The following is a 17981-nucleotide window of genomic DNA, read 5'->3' as shown; positions in this document are numbered from 1 at the left end:
GGTGGCTGACGTCTTTATTGGATTGTCGGACAAACTCCCTGTCTCTCTGAGGGCTTCGGCTGGCGCCGGGCAATATTGAGCCGCAGGCAGAAAAAAACTTCCGCGGGCAGGCCCGCGAAGGGGCTGGCCCGAGTGCCACTGATGGACGGTTGCGGACGCCGTCTCGGCTATGATCCTTGGCGGCGTCGATGGATTGATCTGGCACATTGAGTGCATTGCTGTCGCTCGGTGGTCGGCAGCCCTTTCCCGTCGTGGGAGGATTGCCGTATAACGAGTGACTTTCGCGTGTTTGGTAACAAGGGACCCACAATAAAAGCTGATGAAGACTCCAAAACGCATTGAACCGCTGATCGAAGACGGTCTGGTAGACGAGGTGCTGCGCCCACTCATGAGTGGTAAAGAGGCAGCTGTGTATGTGGTGCGCTGCGGCAACGAGCTACGTTGCGCCAAGGTCTACAAGGAGGCGAACAAACGCAGTTTCCGTCAGGCGGCGGAGTATCAGGAGGGGCGCAAGGTTCGTAACAGCCGTCAGGCGCGGGCCATGGCCAAGGGCTCGAAGTTCGGGCGCAAGGAAACCGAGGACGCCTGGCAGAACGCCGAAGTGGCGGCGTTGTTCCGTCTGGCCAATGCCGGGGTGCGGGTGCCCAAGCCGTTCGACTTCCTCGAAGGTGTTCTGTTGATGGAGTTGGTGGCCGACGAGTACGGCGATGCGGCGCCGCGGCTCAACGATGTGGTGCTGGAACCGGACCAGGCCCGTGAATATCACGCCTTCCTGATTTCCCAGATCGTGCTGATGTTGTGTACCGGCCTGGTGCACGGTGACCTTTCCGAGTTCAACGTGCTGCTGACCCCGGATGGCCCGGTGATCATCGACCTGCCCCAGGCGGTGGATGCTGCCGGCAACAACCATGCCTTCAGCATGCTGGAGCGTGACGTCGGCAACATGGCGTCCTATTTCGGGCGTTTTGCCCCGGAACTCAAGGGCACTCGGTATGCCAAGGAAATGTGGGCCCTGTACGAGGCTGGCACCTTGCATCCGGGCAGCGTGCTGACCGGCGAGTTCGACGACCCCGAAGAACTGGCGGATGTCGGCAGCGTGATCCGCGAGATCGAAGCGGCGCGCCTGGACGAGGAGCGTCGCCAGGCAGTACGCGCGGCGGATGATGCGCCGCCGGGCAAATCCGAAGAACCACCGCCTCCGCCCTGGATGCAGTGATGCCATAAAAAAATCCGGCCTTGGCCGGATTTTTCATTCCCGCAAACTACCCGGCCCCTGGGCCCCTTGCACCTTGCATCTTGTAGCCGCTGCCGAAGGCTGCGCACGGCCCGAAGGGACGCAGGGATCTTGAGGGCGCCGAGGTCTGGCGGGAGATCGCCAAGCAAGGTCCTGCGGGCCTTTTCGCAGCCTCGCCCAGGGCTCGGCAGCGGCTACATGGGGCGGCAGGTCACAGGCTCAGGATCCGCAGCAACTGCCCGAGGCCAGTTCCTTGAGGATCGGGCAGTCCGGGCGGTGGTCGCCCTGGCAGTGCTCCACCAGGTCCTGCAGGGTGTCGCGCAGCCCTGCCAGCTCGCGGATCTTCTGGTTCAACTCGTCGATATGCTGGCGGGCCAGGGCCTTCACATCGGCGCTGGCCCGCTGCCGGTCCTGCCACAGGGTCAGCAGCTTGCCCACCTCTTCCAGGGAAAACCCCAGGTCCCGGGAGCGCTTGATGAAGGCCAGGCTGTGCAGGTCGTCATCGCCATACAGGCGATAGCCGCTGTCACTGCGATGGGCGGGCTTGAGCAGGCCGATGGACTCGTAGTAACGGATCATCTTGGCGCTCAGGCCGCTCTTTCGGGCTGCTTGGCCGATGTTCATTCGGCGTTCTCCAGGTCTTTGGGTTTCCAGGTTTTCAACAGTAGCGCATTGCTGACCACGCTGACGCTGGACAGCGCCATGGCCGCCCCGGCGAGCACCGGGTTGAGCAGGCCGAAGGCCGCCAGCGGGATGCCGATCAGGTTGTAGACGAAGGCCCAGAACAGGTTCTGGCGAATCTTCGCGTAGGTCTTGCGGCTGATTTCCAGGGCCGCCGGGATCAACCGTGGATCGCCGCGCATCAGGGTGATGCCGGCCGCATGCATGGCCACGTCGGTGCCGCCGCCCATGGCGATGCCGATGTCCGCCGCCGCGAGGGCCGGGGCGTCGTTGATACCATCCCCGACCATGGCCACCACGCCGGTCTTTTTCAGCTCGGCCACCGTGGCCGCCTTGTCCGCCGGCAGCACTTCGGCGTGCACGTCGGTGATGCCCAGGGCATCGGCCACCACCTTGGCGCTGCCGCGGTTGTCGCCGGTCAGCAAATGGCTGCTGATATGCCGTGCATTGAGTTGCTGCACCGCCTGCAGCGCGCCGGGCTTGAGGGTGTCGCCAAAGGCGAACAGGCCCAGCACCCGGGATTGCGGGCTCTGCTCGATCAGCCAGGACAGGGTCCGGCCTTCGTGTTCCCAGTTCCTGGCCGCCTGGGCCAGGTCGCCGGGGTTGAGGCCGCTTTCTTCCAGCAGGCGGCGGTTGCCCAGGGCCAGTTGGCGGCCCTCCAGGGTGCCGGCGATGCCTCGCCCGGTGAGGGACTGGCTGGCGCTGACGTCAGCCACCGGCAGTTGGCGTTCCTGGCACAGGTCCAGCACGGCCTTGGCCAGAGGGTGCTCACTGCCGCGCTGCAGGGCACCGGCCAGTTGCAGCACGCTGTTTTCATCGCCTTCCACCGCCTGCATATGGGCGATGCGCGGGGTGCCGGAGGTCAGGGTGCCGGTCTTGTCGAAGACCACCGAACTGACTTCGTGGGCCCGCTCCAGGGCTTCGGCATCCTTGATCAGGATGCCGTGGCGGGCCGCCACGCCGGTGCCGGCCATGATCGCCGTGGGCGTGGCCAGCCCCAGGGCGCAAGGGCAGGCGATCACCAGCACCGCCACGGCGTTGATCACCGCGGTTTCCAGCGGTGCGCCGTACAGCCACCAGCCCACCAGCGTGATCAGCGCCAGCACCAGGACAGTGGGCACGAACACCTGGCTGACTTTATCCACCAGTTTCTGGATCGGTGCCTTGCCGGCCTGGGCGTCTTCCACCAGGCGAATGATCCGCGCCAGCACGGTTTCCGCCCCCAGGGCCAGGGTGCGCACCAGCAGCCGGCCTTCGCCGTTGATGGCGCCACCGGTGACCTTGTCGCCGGGTTGCTTGGGCACGGGCAGGCTCTCGCCGCTGATCAGCGCTTCATCGGCATGGCTCTGGCCTTCGATGACTTCGCCGTCCACCGGAAAGCGCTCGCCGGGCTTGACCAGCACCAGGTCACCCAGGCGCAAGGCGCTGATCGCGACTTCCTGTTCGCGGCCGTCGATAACCTGGATCGCCCGCTCCGGACGCAGGGCCTCCAGGGCGCGGATGGCACTGGCGGTCTGGCGCTTGGCGCGGCTTTCCAGGTATTTGCCCAGCAGCACCAGGGCGATTACCACCGCCGAGGCCTCGAAGTACAGGTGCGGCATGCTGCCCGCGGCGGCGGTGGCCCACTCGTACAGGCTCAGGCCATAGCCGGCGCTGGTGCCCAGGGCCACCAGCAGGTCCATGTTGCCGCTGCCGGCGCGCACGGCCTTCCAGGCCGCGACATAAAAGCGTGCACCGAAGATGAACTGCACCGGGGTGGCCAGGGCGAACTGGGCCCAGGCCGGAAGCATCCAGTGCAGGCCGAACGGCTGCACCAGCATCGGCAGCACCAGGGGCAGGGCCAGGAGGATGGCCAGCACCAGGCTCCAGCGCTCGCGTCGCAGGTTCTGCTGTTGCTCGTCGCCCTGTTTCTGCTCGGCCTGCCACAGGCTGGCGGAGTAGCCGGCCTGGGTCACGGCATTGATCAGCAGCGCCGGGTCGACCTGGCCCAGCAGTTCGACATTGGCACGCTCGGTGGCCAGGTTGACGCTGGCGCTGCGGACGCCGGGGAGTTTGTTCAAGGCGCGTTCGACTCGCCCGGCGCAGGTGGCGCAGGTCATGCCGCCGATGCTCAGTTCGACGGCTTGTACCGGCACGCTGTAGCCGGCGTTTTCCACGGCTTCCAGCAGGGCCGGCAGGCTGTCTTGCGGTGCTTCGACCCGAGCCTGTTCCGTGGCCAGGTTGACGCTGACCGTGCGAATGCCGGCGACCTTGCCCAGGGCACGCTCTACGCGCCCGGCGCAACTGGCGCAGGTCATGCCGGCAATCGGCAGGTCGAAAGTGGTTGATTCAGGCATGGCGACGCTCCCTGTGAATGTTGCCTACAGGATCAACCTTGCCACGCAGGCAAGGTCAAGGGGGCATTGCACGGGTGCTTCATTTTGTCCCAGGGGCTGCTCGCAGTGCGCGAACAGCAGGCCCGGGAGCTCGGCAGGGGGCGGGGTGTCAGTATTCCAGGGCGGCGGGCTTGAGGTACATGCCCGACGCGTTCATGGCGATGCGGAACTTCAGCACATCGCCAGCCCGCAGGCTGATGTCCTGGGAACTCGGGGCAAGCAGCCCGGCGTTGCAGCCCGGGGCCTGGCCTGGCAGCAGTTTCAGGCGCAGGGAAACCTTGCCCGGCGGCAGGTTGAACGAGGCGCTCTGTTCCTGGAACAGCCGACCGGCGAGCTGGTCCTGGATGTACAGGCCGATCTCGCAGGACGTGGCGACTTCCAGCCGCTCCCTGGAAATGATCAGCACGCCGTAGTCCTCTCCGGCGGCCAGCGCCGATGGGGTTGCCGCGAACAGGCCCAGGAGGCCGACGAGGCTGAAAGTTGACCAGCGCATGGCTGAATCTCCCGCTGTGATGTCGTAAGACGTGCAGCTTGGCCGAGCGCGCCGCCGATTTCCAGCCCGGCAGATCAATCCGGAACTTGACCTTGCCACGGTGGCAAGGACAAGACTTGCTCCAACCCAATACAGGAGAAGCGCAATGCAAGTATTCAACGTTCAAGGCATGTCCTGCGGTCACTGTGTGCGTGCCATCACCCAGGCGCTGCAAAGCAAGGACCCGGCGGCCACCGTGCGGGTGGATCTGGCGGCCAAGGAAGTCGGGGTCGAGAGCCGCCTGTCCAGCGATGAGGTGATCAGCCTGATCAGCGAGGAAGGCTACGCGGTCAAGGTTGCCTGAGCCTTTTTATATAGTTAGCGACCTATCGGAATGTTCAAGGCGTCCAAGCGCGGCTAGACTGTGCGACCGCTGACCAACGCTCGTTTGGATGCCATGAACCTCCGCACAATCCTGATTCTCGGCGCTCTGAGCGCTTTCGGCCCGCTGGCCATCGACTTCTACCTGCCGGCCTTCCCCTCGATGGCCCTGGCTTTCGGCACCGATGAAAAACACGTTCAGCTGACCCTGGCCGCCTACTTCCTCGGCCTGTCCATCGGCCAGCTGGCCTATGGCCCGGTGGCCGATCGTTTTGGCCGGCGCCTGCCGCTGCTGGCGGGGGTGGGCCTGTTCACGCTGGCCTCCCTGGCCTGCGCCTATGCGCCGAACCTGGAATGGCTGATCGGCGCACGCTTTGTCCAGGCCCTGGGCGGATGCGCCGGGATGGTGATTTCCCGGGCCGTGGTCAGCGACAAGTGCGATGCGGTGGGTTCGGCCAAGGTCTTCTCCCAACTGATGCTGGTGATGGGCCTGGCCCCGATCCTGGCGCCAATGCTGGGCGGCCTGCTGGTCAACCTCTACGGCTGGCAGTCGATCTTCATCATGCTCACGGTGTTCAGTGCACTGTCCGGGCTGGCAGTGGCTCTGGGCCTGCCGGAAAGCATGCCGGCCACCCGCCCGCGCCTGCCTCTGTCCGGGGCGCTGCGCCAATATGGCCTGCTGCTGTCGGACCGGGTATTTCTCGGCCATGCCTTGACCGGCGGGATCGCCATTGCCGGGATGTTTTCCTACATTGCCGGTTCGCCCTTTGTCTTCATCAAGCTCTACGGCGTGCCAGCGGAGCACTTCGGCTGGTTCTTCGGGATCAATGCCGGGGGCTTCATCCTGGTGGCGCAGATCAATGCGCGCCTGCTGGCCAAGCGTGGCCCGGCGTTCCTGCTGGCGCGCACCGTGTGGATCTACCTGGCAGCGGGCCTGACCCTGCTCGGCGTCAGCGCCTTGCACACCAGTGCGCTCTGGCCGCTGCTGCTGCCGCTGTTCGTGTGTATCGCCAGCCTGGGCTGCATCATTCCCAATGCCGCAGCCTGCGCCATGAATGGTCAGGGCGCACGGGCCGGCAGCGCCTCGGCGATGCTCGGTTGCCTGCAATTCAGCGTGGCGGCAGGGGCGGCGTACCTGGTGGGTGTGCTGCATGACGGCAGCGCCATGCCGATGGCCATGGTCATCAGCCTGTGCGGTGTGCTGGCGGTGAGCATGGCGGTCATGACCCGGCGCTTGCAGAATGCCCGGGCGCTGAAGGCTGCCGAGCTCTGAGTCAGCCGGTGGCGCGCTGGCTCTGGGGAATCGGGTGGGGGGCTTGCAGGCGGCTTTGCAGGGTCTGGGTAAAGGCCCGGGCTTCGGCCTCGCTGCGGAACGTCACCACATGCTGGTCGAGCCGCACCTGCCATTGAGAGCCCTGGGGGTGTGCCAATTCTTTTATCAGGATCTTCATTGCTGACCTCCTAACGGTAAAAGACTGCGCTGCAAGGGCCCCCAGTGTAGACCCGAATACGGTCACAAATATGACCGGAATCAACTCTCGGACTGACGGCAGCCAGCACCTTTTACCGGTGCCGGCTGCCGTTCGTTAACGCCTCAGAAACCTTCGAGGACGATCTTGCCGCGAGCCTTGCCGCTCTCCAGCAGGGCGTGGGCGCGGCGCAGGTTGGCTGCGTTGATCTGGCCGAAGTGCTCACCGACCGTGGTCTTCAAGGTGCCGGCGTCAATCAGTTCGGCGACCCGGTTGAGCAGCACGTGCTGCTCTTGCATGTCGGCGGTTTCGAACAGCGAACGGGTGTACATGAACTCCCAGTGCAACGACAGGCTCTTGCGCTTGAGCTTGGTCACGTCGAGGCTTTTCGGATCGTCGATCAGCGCCAGCTTGCCCTGGGGTGCCAGGGCTTCCACCAGTTGGTCGAGGTGGGCATCGGTCTGGGTCAGGCTGGCGACGTGGGTCACCTGGCCTGCGCCAATGCGCTGGAGTTCGGCGCTCAGTGGCTGGCTGTGGTCCACCACCGCATGGGCGCCCAGCTCGCGGACCCAGGCCTGGGTCTGTTCGCGGGAGGCACTGCCGATCACCTTGAGGCCGGTGAGCTGACGGGCCAGTTGGGTGAGGATCGAACCGACCCCGCCGGCAGCGCCGACGATCAGCAGGCTCTGGCCTTTGTCAGCCGGCTCCTGGCTGATCTGCAGGCGTTCGAACAGCAGCTCCCAGGCGGTGATCGCGGTCAGCGGCAGGGCGGCGGCCGCGGCGAAGTCCAGGCTCTTGGGCATGTGGCCGACGATCCGTTCATCCACAGTGTGCAGCTCACTGTTACCGCCGGCCCGGGCGATGGAGCCGGCGTAGAACACCCGGTCACCGACCTTGAACAGGCTGACGTCGCTGCCCACGGCCTTGACCACCCCGGCCACGTCCCAGCCCAGCACCTTGGCCGCGCCACCTTCGGGCTGGACGTTCTGGCGCACCTTGGTGTCCACCGGGTTGACCGAGATGGCCCTGACTTCCACCAGCAGATCGCGAGGGCCGGCCACGGGCTCGGGCAGCTCGATGTCTTGCAGGGACTTGGGATCGTCGATGGGCAGGGAAGCGTAATAGGCGATGGCTTTCATGTTGAGTTCCTGATGATGAGTAGGGAAAAAAGGCTCAGACAATCAACTGCAGGCGCTTGAGCTCGAAGTGCTCGATCGCCTCGCGGGTCTGATGGAGGAAATGCCGGAAGTGCGCGGTGTTGTTGTGAAACTCCAGGGCTGCTTCATCGTCCCAGCGCTCCAGCACGTAGAAGGTGCCCGGTTGCTCGGCATCCTGGTGCAGCTCGTAGTACTGGCAACCGCTTTCCTCGCGGCTGGGCGAGACCAGGGCGCTGAGCTCGCGCTTGAGAACGTCTTGCTGCTGGGGCTTGGCGATCAGGGTGGCAATCGCGGTGAAGGCTTGGGACATGTGGGCTTCCTCAGGTGCTGGGCGATGGGAGGGATGATTGGCTATTTCTCCCGAGGATAAAACCGGCTAAAAGAGCAGGCTCTTTCAATATTTTTTTGATAATCCGGGAAGACCTCATGCTGCGATTCGATGACCTGCAGTTGTTCGTGCGTGCCGCAGACCTGGGCAGCCTGTCGGCGGCGGCCCGGGTCATGGACCTGTCGCCTGCGGTGGCCAGCGCTGCCCTCAAGCGCATCGAGGAACACCTGGGCGCACGCCTGCTGGCCCGTTCCACCCGCAGCCTGCGGCTCACCGCGGAGGGCGAGGGCTTTCTCGAATACGCCCGGGCGGCCTTGAGCAACCTGGATGAAGGCCGGCGCCTGCTGGCCAGCGGTCAGGATCAGGTCAGTGGCGTGTTGCAGCTTTCTGCCCCTTCGGATTTTGGCCGCAATCTGCTGTTGCCCTGGCTCGACGAGTTCCAGCGTGAACATCCCAAGCTCAGCGTGCGCCTGCTGCTGGGGGACCGGATTGCCGACCTGTTCCGCCAGCCGGTGGACATTGCCCTGCGTTACGGCGAACCGGAGGACTCCAGCCTGGTGGCGCTGCCAGTGGCTCCGGACAACCGCCGGGTGCTGTGCGCCGCCCCCAGTTATCTGGCCCGCTACGGCGAGCCGCGCCAGCTGGAGCAACTGGCCCAGCACAACTGCCTGTTGTACATGCTCGATAGCCGGGCTCATGACCTCTGGAGCTTTCATGACGGCAAGCGCGAGGTGAGCCTCACCGTCAGTGGTGACCGCCTGAGCGACGACGCCGATGTGGTGCGGCGCTGGGCCGTGGCCGGTGAGGGGATTGCCTACAAGTCCTGGCTGGATGTGGCCGCCGATGTGCTGGCCGGCCGCCTGCAGATACTGCTGCCGGAACTGCGCTGCGAAGGCGCGTCGCTGAACCTGCTGTGCACCCACCGGGCGCACCTGAGCAAACCGGTGAAACTACTGCGTGACCTGCTCCAGGAGCGTTGCGCGCAGATCAGCGCGCAACGCCCGCGATAGGAGCCGGCTTGCCGGCGAGCCTGGGCACCGTGCCCTCGGCGTCGCTGGCGGACGCGAACAGGTCGCCCTCGGCAATCAGCCTCGGCCTCGATCCCGCACACTCGGGCGGTCAAGCATTCAACCGGGGGAACGGGCATGGGCATACAGGAATACAGCGCCGCAGAGCGCCTGGAACGGCTACCCATCAGCGGCTATCACCGGGTGATTTTCATCATCATCGCCCTGGCGTTTTTCTTCGACTCCATGGACCTGGCGATGATGACCTTCCTCCTCGGCTCGATCAAAACCGAGTTTGGCCTGAGTTCGGCCCAGGCCGGCCTGCTGGCCAGCTCCAGTTTCTTCGGCATGGTGCTGGGCGCCTCGCTGTCGGGCATGCTTGCCGACCGCTATGGGCGCAAGCCGGTGTTCCAGTGGAGCATCGTGCTCTGGGGCGTGGCCAGTTACCTGTGTTCCACCGCCCAGAGCGTGGACAGCCTGACCCTGTTCCGGGTGCTGCTGGGGATCGGCATGGGCATGGAGTTTCCCATCGCCCAGTCGATGCTCTCGGAGATGATTCCGGCCCAGCGTCGCGGGCGCTACATCGCCCTGATGGACGGCTTCTGGCCCCTGGGTTTCGTCGCCGCGGGGGTGCTCTCGTATTTCCTCCTGCCGCTGATCGGCTGGCGTGACATCTTCCTGGTGCTGGCAGTACCGGCGGTGTTCGTGCTGGTGATCCGCTTCTTCATTCCCGAGTCACCGCGCTGGCTGGAACAGGCCGGGCGCCACGCCGATGCGGATCGGGTGCTGTGTGGCATCGAAGACAAGGTGCGCGCTTCCCTGGGCACGGCGCAATTGCCGGAGCCGCTGCGCCTGCCGCGTATCGACAGTGCGCCGGGGCACTTTTTCTCGGCACTGAAGCAGATCTGGTCGCCGCTCTATCGCCAGCGCACGATGATGATCTGGAGCCTGTGGTTCTTCGCCCTGCTGGGCTTCTACGGCCTGACGTCCTGGCTCAGCGCCTTGCTCCAGCAGTCCGGTTTCGCGGTGACCCAGTCGGTGTACTACACGGTGCTGATTTCCCTGGGCGGAATTCCCGGGTTCCTCATGGCCGCCTGGCTGGTGGAGCGCTGGGGGCGCAAGCCGGTGTGCATCGTGACCTTGCTCGGCGGCGGGGTCATGGCCTTCTTCTACGGGCAGAGTGCGGTCTTTGGCGGCAACGTCAGCCTGCTGATCGGCACCGGGCTGCTGATGCAGTTTTTCCTGTTCGGCATGTGGGCGGTGCTCTACACCTATACCCCTGAGTTGTACCCAACGTCGGCCCGGGCTACGGGCTCGGGGTTCGCTTCGGCGGTGGGGCGCATCGGTTCGCTGTTGGGGCCGCTGGTGACCGGGCTGGTGTTTCCGTTGACCGGGCAGGGCGGCGTATTCGCCCTGGGGGCGGCGTGCTTCGTGATTGCCGCGGGGGTGGTCTGGCTGTTCGGGATGGAAACCCGGGGCAAGACCCTGGAGGAGTTGAGCGAGGCGGGGAGCTGATAGAGACGGGGGGGACCTGTTCGCCGGCCAGCCGGCTCCTACAGATTCGTGTAGGAGCCGGCTGGCCGGCGAAGGCCGTTACGGCTTGACCAGCCGTGCATCCAGGCTGTTCTGCGCCAGGCGCCGGGCCTGGTCCTGGGTCATGCCCAGGTCGGTGTGCAGGGCGTGGAAGTTCTCGGTGACGTAGCCGCCGAAGTAGGCCGGGTCATCGGAGTTGACCGTGACCTTCACCCCGCGCTCGAGCATTTGCAGGATGTTGTGCTGGGACATGTGGTCGAACACGCAGAGCTTGGTGTTGGACAGCGGGCACACAGTCAGCGGGATCTGCTCGTCGATGATCCGCTGCATCAGCCGCTCGTCTTCGAAGGCACGTACACCGTGGTCGATGCGCTGGATCTTCAACAGGTCCAGGGCTTCCCAGATGTACTCCGGCGGGCCTTCTTCACCGGCGTGGGCGACGGTCAGGAAGCCTTCGCTGCGCGCGCGGTCGAATACCCGCTGGAACTTGCTCGGCGGGTGGCCCATTTCAGAACTGTCCAGGCCCACGGCGACGAATGCATCGCGAAACGGCAGCGCCTGGTCGAGGGTCTTCTGCGCCTCTTCTTCGCTCAAGTGGCGCAGGAAACTGAGGATCAGGCCGCTGGTGATGCCCAGTTGCTGCTCGCCATCTTTGAGTGCGCTGGCGATGCCGTTGAGCACCACTTCGAACGGCACGCCACGGTCGGTGTGGGTCTGCGGGTCGAAGAAGGGTTCGGTGTGGATCACGTTCTGTTCTTTGCAGCGCAGCAGGTAGGCCCAGGTCAGGTCGTAGAAGTCCTGGGAGGTGCGCAGCACGTCGGCGCCCTGGTAGTACAGGTCGAGGAATTCCTGCAGGTTGTTGAAGGCGTAGGCCTTGCGCAGGGTCTCGACGTCGCTCCAGGGCAGGGCGATCTTGTTGCGTTCGGCCAGGGCGAACAGCAGTTCCGGTTCCAGGGAACCTTCCAGGTGCAGGTGCAACTCGGCCTTGGGCAAGGCGTTCAGCCAGTCATACATGGTGTCGTCTCATCAGGTGCAGGCGGGCGCTGCGAGAGTGATGCGCTGCCGGGGCCGTGCCCTTCTGTGGGGAACTGGCCGTGGCTTGCGGCTTTCGCCAGGTTTTCACCGGGCCCGAAAAAGCCGCCATTCTACATCTGGCGGCGCAAATGTTCGGCAAAACCTGACCGGGGGGGCGGTCAGGCCTGCTCCAGCTCCCGGCGGTAGGCGTAGGTATCGGCAAAGCGCGACAGCAGGAATTCGGCGCAGGTGGTCACCGGGTACTTGGCCGGGTGCTCCGCGTCCTGGCAACCGGGCAGGCATTCGATGCGGGTATCCGGGTGCGGCTCGGCGAAGAACGGCATCGAGTAGCGGTCCACCCCCAGCGGGCTGATGACCCGGTGCGGGGTCGACAGGTAACGGTCGTTGCTCCAGCGCGCCATCATGTCGCCGAGGTTGACCACGAAGCTGCCGTCGATGGGCGGGGCGTCGATCCACTGGCCCTTGACGTTGCGCACCTGCAAGCCGCCAGCGGCGTCCTGGTAGAGCAGGGTGATGCAGCCGTAGTCGGTGTGGGCGCCGGCGCCTTGCTGCTCTGCGCTGCTGGCGGTGTGGCGCGGCGGATAGTGGATCATCCGCAGCACGCTCACCGGGTCCTGGAAGCGGCGGTCGAAGAAGTCGCGTTCGATGCCCAGGGCCAGGGTCATGGCCCGCAGCAGGGTCTGGGCCAGGGCCTGCATGTCCTGGTAGTGCTGCTCCATCAGGGCTTGCCAGCCGGGCAGGTCGGGGTGGCGGTTGGGCCCGCGCAGGGGTTTTTCCGCCAGCACGTCCGGGTGCTCGGCCGGCAGGTGCAGGCCCATGTCGAAGGTTTCCTTGAGGTCGCTGGGCTTGCTTGGGTCCAGCTGCTCGGTGGCGATGGCGCCGTAGCCGCGATGGTGACGGCTCTGGGTGATATCGATCTTGAGTTTTTCAACACTGGGCAGGGCGAAGAAGTGCTTGGCCGTGCTCAGCAATTGCTCGATGCGTTGTGCGCTGATCGGGTGACCCTTGATGTAGAAGAAGCCCCATTCGCGACAGGCGCGGTCGATCTGCTTGGCGACACTGTCCCAGCCTTGCTGCTCATCCTGATACAGCGGGCTGATATCGATGATCGGCAGTTGATTCATGAAAGTGCTCCCATCCTGTTGGCGGTCCGTCGTCGCTGGCGGATGCTCCGACAGCGACGGCCAGATTATTTGGGGATGTCCGCCTTCAGGCCTTCGACGTAGTAGTTCATCGAGGCCAGTTCGGCATTGCTGGCGCTGACCCCCGCGGCGATTTTTTCGACCCCGGCCTGGTCCTTGATCGGGCCGGTGAACGGGTGGAACTCGCCGCTCTTGATGCTGGCGATGATCTGTTCGGCCTCGGTTTTCACCGGGGCCGGCAGCAGGTCGCTGAGGGGCAGTTCAACCGTACCCTCTTTCAGCCCACCCCAGTAGTCCTGGGGTTTCCAACTGTGGTCCATCACCCCCTGGGTGGCCTGGATGTAGTGCGGGCCCCAGTTGTTGACGATGGAGGTCAGCACCGCCTTGGGGCCGAAGTGGGCCATGTCCGAGGCATAGCCCACCGCGTACACGCCACGCCGTTCCGCGGCCTGGATCGGCGCCGGGCTGTCGGTGTGCTGGAAGATCACGTCGGCGCCCTGGTCGATCAGGGCATTGGCGGCGTCGGCTTCCTTGCCCGGATCGAACCAGGAATTGACCCACACCACCTTGATCTCGGTGCCCGGGTTGTACTTGTTCAGGGCCAGCTGGATGGCGTTGATGTCGCGGATCACCTCCGGAATGGGGAAGGAGGCGACGTAGCCGATCTTCTTGCTCTTGGTCATCTTCGCCGCGAGGAAACCACCCACGTAGCGGCCCTCGTAGGTGCGCGCCAGGTAGGTGCCGAGGTTCTTGTCCTGCTTGTAGCCGGTGGCGTGTTCGAAGGTCACCTTGGGGAACTGCCTGGCGACCTTCAGCGTGGGGTTCATGTAGCCGAAGGAGGTGGTGAAGATCAGGTCGTAGTTGTCCTTGGCCATGTTGCGGATCACCCGCTCGGCGTCGGCGCCTTCGGCTACGTTCTCCACGTAGTTGGTCTTGATCTGGTCGCCGAATTTTTCCACCAGGGCCTTGCGCCCCTGTTCATGCTGATAGGTCCAGCCGTGATCGCCTATGGGGCCGATGTAGACGAAACCGACCTTCAGCGGATCGGCGGCGCTGGCGGTAAGGCTGGCACTCAGGCCGATGGCGGCGGCCAGGGTGCAGAGCAACTTGTGCAACGGGCGTGTATGCATGAATGGGAGCTCCATCTTGTTGTGGGGGGCTGGGGCGGCAAGCACTGGAGGGCAATGCAAATAGCTGACCAAGAGGACAACAAAGATGGCCGTTGCGCCGGCGAGGCGGTTTCTACGGGGGCTTTGGGGCGCGCTTTTCGCTGGCAAGCCAGCTTCTACGGGGCTGGAATGCAGGAGGCCGCTTGCCGGCGAAGGGCTGTTCAAGATCCATCCCGGTGCGCGGCGCCTGGGGCTGGTGCACTAACATGTAACGAAACGTTAGTGACTTGGTGCAGTCTTTCAGTCATCTCCTGTACTCGTTTTTATTCCCGTCAAAGGACTGCAATGCTCAATTCCCTCAAGCAAGAAAAGTTTCTACTGCTTGCGCTGCTGGCCGCCGTGGCTGCCTATCCGCTTGAACACCTGTTGCTGGGCAGTGGCCAGGGCATCGCCCTGGGCGCCGGGCTGGTGCTGATCGGCTTTATCGTCATGGCTTCGATGCGCGTCGCCCACCACGCTGAACTGCTGGCGGAAAAGGTCGGCGACCCCTACGGCACCATGATCCTGACCCTGGCCGCGGTGCTGGTGGAAGTGGTGATCCTGGCGATCATGATGAGCAACGAAGCCTCGCCGACCCTGGTGCGCGACACCATCTACTCGGCGGTGATGCTGGACATCAACGGCATCCTCGGCCTGGCCGCACTGATGGGCGGCATCAAGCATGGCGAGCAGCCCTACAACGACGACTCGGCGCGTACCTACAGCGTGATGATCCTCACCGCCATGGGCGTGTCGATGGTGGTGCCGGAGTTCATCCCCGAGGCCGACTGGAAGGTCTACTCGGCCTTCACCATCGGCGCCATGGTGGTGCTCTATACCCTGTTCCTGCGCATGCAGGTCGGGCCGCACAGCTATTTCTTCAGCTACAGCTACCCGGAAAAACGCCGCAATAAAGAGGCCCAGGAACAGCCCCATGCCATCAACCTGGCCTGGAGCATCGGCATCCTGGTGTTCGGGGTGGTGGTAATCGGCGCCCTGGCCGAGGTGATGTCCAAGACCCTGGACCTGGGCCTGGAAGGCACGGGCGCACCGCCGGTGATCACGGCGATCCTGGTGGCGGCGATTTCCGCCGCGCCGGAAATCCTGACCGCCCTGCGCGCCGCCCTGGCCAACCGCATGCAGTCGGTGGTCAACGTGGCCCTGGGCGCTTCCCTGTCGACGGTGATCCTCACGGTGCCGGTGATGGAGGCCATGGCCTTGTACACCGGCCAGCCCTTCCAGATGGCCATGACCCCGGTGCAGACGGTGATGGTGTTCATCACCCTGATCGTCAGCGCGATCAACCTCAACGACGGTGAAACCAATGCCATAGAAGGCATGACTCACTTCGTGCTGTTTGCGACCTTCATCATGCTGTCGCTGCTCGGTCTTTAAAGGGGGGGCGCCGACTGGATAGCGCAGCGAAAGCTGACCCCGGGGGCATTCCAGGCCGCGAGTGCGCCCCAACGCCAACGGCGGACGGTGCTGGCCGAAGGAGAAAAGGTCGGGTCGTTGGCAAACTTGTTGTTGGCGCCCCGTCGCGCTCGATAAATGCCTGTTTCAGGCCCTTGCGGGTTCTCCACGGGAGATTCGCGGTAGTAGTTTTTGTCGTACCAGTCGTTGACCCATTCACTGGCATTGCCGGTGAGGTTGTAGAGGCCCAGCGGGTTAGGCACAAACCTGTCCACGGCGAAGGTTTCGTTGTCGTCAGGCGCCGGAAAGTTGCGGCCATAGTCCAGATTGCCGTTGTCGGTCGCGAACATCACCGGCTGGCCACGGTTGCGCGCCGCATATTCCCATTGGGCCTCGGTCGGAAGATCCACGGCATAGCCGCTGAGGTCTGCCAGCCAGCCACAGTAATCCTTGGCCTCTTGCCATTTTCGAGACGCCGGGGCGGGCAGGTTTTCCTGGTAGAGGTGTTTCATGTCGGCGCGGTTGCGCAGTGCCGCGTCGAATTGCGGCCGGCCTTGCGCCAGGAAGAACAGATCGAAATCGCCCAAGGTGGTTTGCAGCGAGGACAGGTAGTAGCTGCTCAACTTGACCGGGTGAACGAAGTCGTCATCGATGTCGAGGCTGATCCGTTCCATGTTTGCCGGGTCCACGCCACAGGGCCATTGGCACAAGGCCTGTGGGTCGAAGCCACGGGGCCAGCCGAAATCCCCCATCTGGAATTCGCCACCTTCAATCAGCACCATGTTGTCCATCGAACGCACGACGGTGTTGAGCACCGCATCGCGGACTTGCGGGGACAGGTCCGGGTATCTGCGGCTGATGGTTGAAGCAATGTCTGCAACTTTTTCAGGTGACAGCACTTTGCTGGCGGGGCCTGCAACCTCCTGTTTCCCACAGCCCGAAATCAGCAGTGCGACGCAGAGCGCCAGTCCGTGCTTTTGTTTCACGTAATGTCCCTATAACGGTTCGGATGAGGGCGGCAAACTAACATGTTTCCTCCCTCTGATACCGTTCAACGCACAGGCGAGGGATACGCTCCCTCGCCGTGGGCGCCAAAGATCAGGTGCCGGCGATCAGTTGCCGGGCCGCCTGGCTGTGATCGGCGATCAGGTTTTTCAGATCCAGCCCTTCGACCTGGCCATCAATCACCCGCCACTTGCCGCCAATCATGACCCGGTCCGCTCGATCCGCGGCGCACAACAGCAGCGCTGAAACCGGATCATGGCTACCCGAGAAACGCAGTTCATCGAGCTTGAACAACGCCAGGTCTGCCTGCTTGCCTACCGCCAGTTCGCCGATGTCGGTACGGCCCAACAGGCTTGCCGACCCTTGGGTCGCCCAGCCCAGTACACGCTCCGGGGTGATCTTTTCGGCGCCGTAACGCAGGCGCTGGATGTACAGCGCCTGACGCGCTTCGAGGATCATGTTCGAGGCGTCATTGGACGCCGAACCGTCCACGCCCAAGCCAAACGGTGCACCCGCATCGGTCAGCTCGATGCTGGGGCAGATGCCGGACGCCAGGCGCATGTTCGAACTCGGGCAATGGCAGATGCCGGTACCGGCCTGGCCGAGGCGGGCGATCTCATCCGGGTTGAAGTGGATGCCGTGGGCCAGCCAGGTGCGCGGACCGAGCCAGCCGACGCTGTCCAGATAATCCACCGTGCGCAGGCCGAAACGCTGCAGGCAGAAGTCTTCTTCGTCGAGGGTCTCGGCCAGGTGAGTGTGCAGGCGCACATCGAGCCCGTTGGCCAGTTCGGCGCTGGCCGACATGATTTCCGGGGTCACCGAGAACGGCGAGCACGGTGCCAGGGCGATCTGGATCTGCGCACCGTCGCCACGCTCGTGGTACTGCTGGATCAGGCGCTGACTGTCGTCGAGAATCACCTGGCCTTCCTGCACGGTCTGTTGCGGTGGCAGGCCGCCGTCCTTTTCGCCAAGGCTCATCGAGCCGCGGGTGAGCATGGCGCGCATGCCCAGTTCACGCACGGTTTCGACTTGCACGTCGATGGCGTTTTCCAGGCCGTCCGGGAACAGATAGTGATGGTCGGCGGCGGTGGTGCAGCCGGAGAGCAGCAGTTCGGCCAGTGCCACTTTGGTCGCTAGGGCGAGTTTTTCCGGGGTCAGCCGGGCCCAGACCGGGTACAGGGTCTTGAGCCAGGGGAACAGCGGCTGGTTGACCACCGGCGCCCAGGCGCGGGTCAGGGTTTGATAGAAGTGATGGTGGGTGTTGATCAGGCCCGGCAGCAGCACGTGCTCGCGGGCATCGAAGACCTGCTGGCAGGGGCTTGCAGGTTGCTGGCCGAGGCCCAGCACTTCAACGATCAGGCCGTCTTGCAGCACCAGGCCGCCACGGGCGTCGAGGGCATTGCCGGTGAAGATGGCCAGGGGATTTTTTAACCAGGTACGGGTCGCAGGCATGGTGGCCGGCTCCTCTGAAAGTGGGTTCAGGTTAGCCAGCTCAGTGATGCCCTGTCTGCTGATCCAGGGTCGCCGCAAGGGGCGAGGTGCGCAGTCTAGCGAAAGATTTGCCGGGGGACAAAACTTGCATTTTGCCCCCCGTTCCAGAG

General features: G+C 64.3%; 17 protein-coding genes. 6 read left to right on the top strand and 11 right to left on the bottom strand.

The features are described 5' to 3' along the window. The first annotated feature begins 319 nt into the window (after nucleotides 1–319). The gene (locus tag AC1RCO_RS20570; RefSeq protein ID WP_011059077.1) at nucleotides 320–1216 is read left to right on the top strand and encodes a PA4780 family RIO1-like protein kinase; all 897 of its coding nucleotides are present in this window, start codon (nucleotides 320–322) and stop codon (nucleotides 1214–1216) included. A 237-nt stretch (nucleotides 1217–1453) separates the two neighbouring features. On the opposite strand, the gene cueR is transcribed toward AC1RCO_RS20570, so the two are convergent. The 3 genes from cueR to AC1RCO_RS20555 all read right to left on the bottom strand — a co-directional run bounded on the left by cueR (nucleotide 1454) and on the right by AC1RCO_RS20555 (nucleotide 4783). Continuing rightward, nucleotides 1454–1858 carry a Cu(I)-responsive transcriptional regulator gene (gene cueR / locus AC1RCO_RS20565; RefSeq protein WP_011059078.1) on the bottom strand — a complete coding sequence of 135 codons (405 nt, stop codon included), beginning with the start codon at nucleotides 1856–1858 and terminating at the stop codon, nucleotides 1454–1456. Next, nucleotides 1855–4251, bottom strand: coding sequence for a heavy metal translocating P-type ATPase (locus AC1RCO_RS20560; protein ID WP_492617997.1), 2397 nt, complete (start codon nucleotides 4249–4251; stop codon nucleotides 1855–1857). The genes cueR and AC1RCO_RS20560 overlap by 4 nt, the downstream gene beginning before the upstream one ends. Before the next feature lie 148 nt (nucleotides 4252–4399). Continuing rightward, entirely contained in the window at nucleotides 4400–4783 is a 384-nt protein-coding gene (locus AC1RCO_RS20555; protein WP_011059080.1) for a hypothetical protein, read from the bottom strand. Nucleotides 4784–4928: 145 nt separating this feature from the next. Here AC1RCO_RS20555 and AC1RCO_RS20550 point away from each other — a divergent pair, with 145 nt between their 5' ends. Continuing rightward, nucleotides 4929–5126, top strand: a complete 198-nt coding sequence (locus tag AC1RCO_RS20550; RefSeq protein WP_011059081.1) for a heavy-metal-associated domain-containing protein — start codon at nucleotides 4929–4931, stop codon at nucleotides 5124–5126. A 93-nt stretch (nucleotides 5127–5219) separates the two neighbouring features. Beyond that, nucleotides 5220–6416 carry a multidrug effflux MFS transporter gene (locus tag AC1RCO_RS20545; RefSeq protein ID WP_011059082.1) on the top strand — a complete coding sequence of 399 codons (1197 nt, stop codon included), beginning with the start codon at nucleotides 5220–5222 and terminating at the stop codon, nucleotides 6414–6416. Nucleotide 6417: 1 nt separating this feature from the next. Here the strand turns inward: AC1RCO_RS20545 and AC1RCO_RS20540 are convergent, their stop codons facing one another. The 3 genes from AC1RCO_RS20540 to AC1RCO_RS20530 form a co-directional block, all read right to left on the bottom strand. After that, on the bottom strand, nucleotides 6418–6594 hold the full coding sequence (locus AC1RCO_RS20540) for a hypothetical protein (protein WP_015634024.1): 177 nt from the start codon (nucleotides 6592–6594) through the stop codon (nucleotides 6418–6420). 143 nt (nucleotides 6595–6737) lie between these two features. Continuing rightward, the gene (locus AC1RCO_RS20535; RefSeq protein ID WP_011059084.1) at nucleotides 6738–7751 is read right to left on the bottom strand and encodes a zinc-binding alcohol dehydrogenase family protein; all 1014 of its coding nucleotides are present in this window, start codon (nucleotides 7749–7751) and stop codon (nucleotides 6738–6740) included. 34 nt (nucleotides 7752–7785) lie between these two features. Next, a complete protein-coding gene (locus AC1RCO_RS20530) occupies nucleotides 7786–8079 on the bottom strand; it encodes a putative quinol monooxygenase (RefSeq protein WP_015634025.1) in 294 nt (97 codons plus the stop codon). A gap of 116 nt (nucleotides 8080–8195) precedes the next feature. On the opposite strand from AC1RCO_RS20530, the gene vimR reads away from it, so the two are divergent. Together vimR and AC1RCO_RS20520 are read left to right on the top strand one after the other, a co-directional pair. Further along, a complete protein-coding gene (vimR, locus tag AC1RCO_RS20525) occupies nucleotides 8196–9107 on the top strand; it encodes a transcription regulator VimR (RefSeq protein ID WP_015634026.1) in 912 nt (303 codons plus the stop codon). A gap of 135 nt (nucleotides 9108–9242) precedes the next feature. Continuing rightward, nucleotides 9243–10619 (top strand): MFS transporter, encoded by a 1377-nt coding sequence (locus AC1RCO_RS20520; protein WP_169893074.1) that lies wholly within the window; start codon nucleotides 9243–9245, stop codon nucleotides 10617–10619. 78 nt (nucleotides 10620–10697) lie between these two features. Here AC1RCO_RS20520 and AC1RCO_RS20515 read toward each other — a convergent pair whose 3' ends face one another. The 3 genes from AC1RCO_RS20515 to AC1RCO_RS20505 all read right to left on the bottom strand — a co-directional run bounded on the left by AC1RCO_RS20515 (nucleotide 10698) and on the right by AC1RCO_RS20505 (nucleotide 13944). Then, a complete protein-coding gene (locus tag AC1RCO_RS20515; protein ID WP_011059088.1) occupies nucleotides 10698–11651 on the bottom strand; it encodes an adenosine deaminase in 954 nt (317 codons plus the stop codon). A 179-nt stretch (nucleotides 11652–11830) separates the two neighbouring features. Then, nucleotides 11831–12796, bottom strand: a complete 966-nt coding sequence (locus AC1RCO_RS20510) for a 2-oxoglutarate and iron-dependent oxygenase domain-containing protein (RefSeq protein ID WP_125062417.1) — start codon at nucleotides 12794–12796, stop codon at nucleotides 11831–11833. Nucleotides 12797–12861: 65 nt separating this feature from the next. Beyond that, a complete protein-coding gene (locus tag AC1RCO_RS20505) occupies nucleotides 12862–13944 on the bottom strand; it encodes a BMP family ABC transporter substrate-binding protein (RefSeq protein ID WP_011059090.1) in 1083 nt (360 codons plus the stop codon). Between the two features lie 324 nt (nucleotides 13945–14268). Here AC1RCO_RS20505 and AC1RCO_RS20500 point away from each other — a divergent pair, with 324 nt between their 5' ends. Then, complete coding sequence (locus AC1RCO_RS20500; RefSeq protein WP_011059091.1) at nucleotides 14269–15357, top strand: calcium:cation antiporter; 1089 nt, start codon at nucleotides 14269–14271, stop codon at nucleotides 15355–15357. On the opposite strand, the gene AC1RCO_RS20495 is transcribed toward AC1RCO_RS20500, so the two are convergent. Then, entirely contained in the window at nucleotides 15354–16361 is a 1008-nt protein-coding gene (locus AC1RCO_RS20495; protein ID WP_492617996.1) for a formylglycine-generating enzyme family protein, read from the bottom strand. The two genes, AC1RCO_RS20500 and AC1RCO_RS20495, sit on opposite strands and share 4 nt — an antisense overlap. A gap of 112 nt (nucleotides 16362–16473) precedes the next feature. Beyond that, the gene (locus tag AC1RCO_RS20490; protein WP_161466600.1) at nucleotides 16474–17832 is read right to left on the bottom strand and encodes an 8-oxoguanine deaminase; all 1359 of its coding nucleotides are present in this window, start codon (nucleotides 17830–17832) and stop codon (nucleotides 16474–16476) included. Nucleotides 17833–17981: the final 149 nt, after the last annotated feature.

The sequence above is a fragment of the Pseudomonas sp. GW823-FHT03E05 genome (genome assembly GCF_058796855.1).
This window is presented reverse-complemented; position numbering and strand designations above follow the sequence as displayed.

Excerpts from the sequence above, each read along its gene's own strand:
- AC1RCO_RS20570 (WP_011059077.1), top strand. The coding sequence starts at position 320 with ATGAAGACTCCAAAACGCATTGAACCGCTGATCGAAGACGGTCTGGTA.
- cueR (WP_011059078.1), bottom strand. The coding sequence starts at position 1,858 with ATGAACATCGGCCAAGCAGCCCGAAAGAGCGGCCTGAGCGCCAAGATG.
- AC1RCO_RS20560 (WP_492617997.1), bottom strand. The coding sequence starts at position 4,251 with ATGCCTGAATCAACCACTTTCGACCTGCCGATTGCCGGCATGACCTGC.
- AC1RCO_RS20555 (WP_011059080.1), bottom strand. The coding sequence starts at position 4,783 with ATGCGCTGGTCAACTTTCAGCCTCGTCGGCCTCCTGGGCCTGTTCGCG.
- AC1RCO_RS20550 (WP_011059081.1), top strand. The coding sequence starts at position 4,929 with ATGCAAGTATTCAACGTTCAAGGCATGTCCTGCGGTCACTGTGTGCGT.
- AC1RCO_RS20545 (WP_011059082.1), top strand. The coding sequence starts at position 5,220 with ATGAACCTCCGCACAATCCTGATTCTCGGCGCTCTGAGCGCTTTCGGC.
- AC1RCO_RS20540 (WP_015634024.1), bottom strand. The coding sequence starts at position 6,594 with ATGAAGATCCTGATAAAAGAATTGGCACACCCCCAGGGCTCTCAATGG.
- AC1RCO_RS20535 (WP_011059084.1), bottom strand. The coding sequence starts at position 7,751 with ATGAAAGCCATCGCCTATTACGCTTCCCTGCCCATCGACGATCCCAAG.
- AC1RCO_RS20530 (WP_015634025.1), bottom strand. The coding sequence starts at position 8,079 with ATGTCCCAAGCCTTCACCGCGATTGCCACCCTGATCGCCAAGCCCCAG.
- vimR (WP_015634026.1), top strand. The coding sequence starts at position 8,196 with ATGCTGCGATTCGATGACCTGCAGTTGTTCGTGCGTGCCGCAGACCTG.
- AC1RCO_RS20520 (WP_169893074.1), top strand. The coding sequence starts at position 9,243 with ATGGGCATACAGGAATACAGCGCCGCAGAGCGCCTGGAACGGCTACCC.
- AC1RCO_RS20515 (WP_011059088.1), bottom strand. The coding sequence starts at position 11,651 with ATGTATGACTGGCTGAACGCCTTGCCCAAGGCCGAGTTGCACCTGCAC.
- AC1RCO_RS20510 (WP_125062417.1), bottom strand. The coding sequence starts at position 12,796 with ATGAATCAACTGCCGATCATCGATATCAGCCCGCTGTATCAGGATGAG.
- AC1RCO_RS20505 (WP_011059090.1), bottom strand. The coding sequence starts at position 13,944 with ATGCATACACGCCCGTTGCACAAGTTGCTCTGCACCCTGGCCGCCGCC.
- AC1RCO_RS20500 (WP_011059091.1), top strand. The coding sequence starts at position 14,269 with ATGCTCAATTCCCTCAAGCAAGAAAAGTTTCTACTGCTTGCGCTGCTG.
- AC1RCO_RS20490 (WP_161466600.1), bottom strand. The coding sequence starts at position 17,832 with ATGCCTGCGACCCGTACCTGGTTAAAAAATCCCCTGGCCATCTTCACC.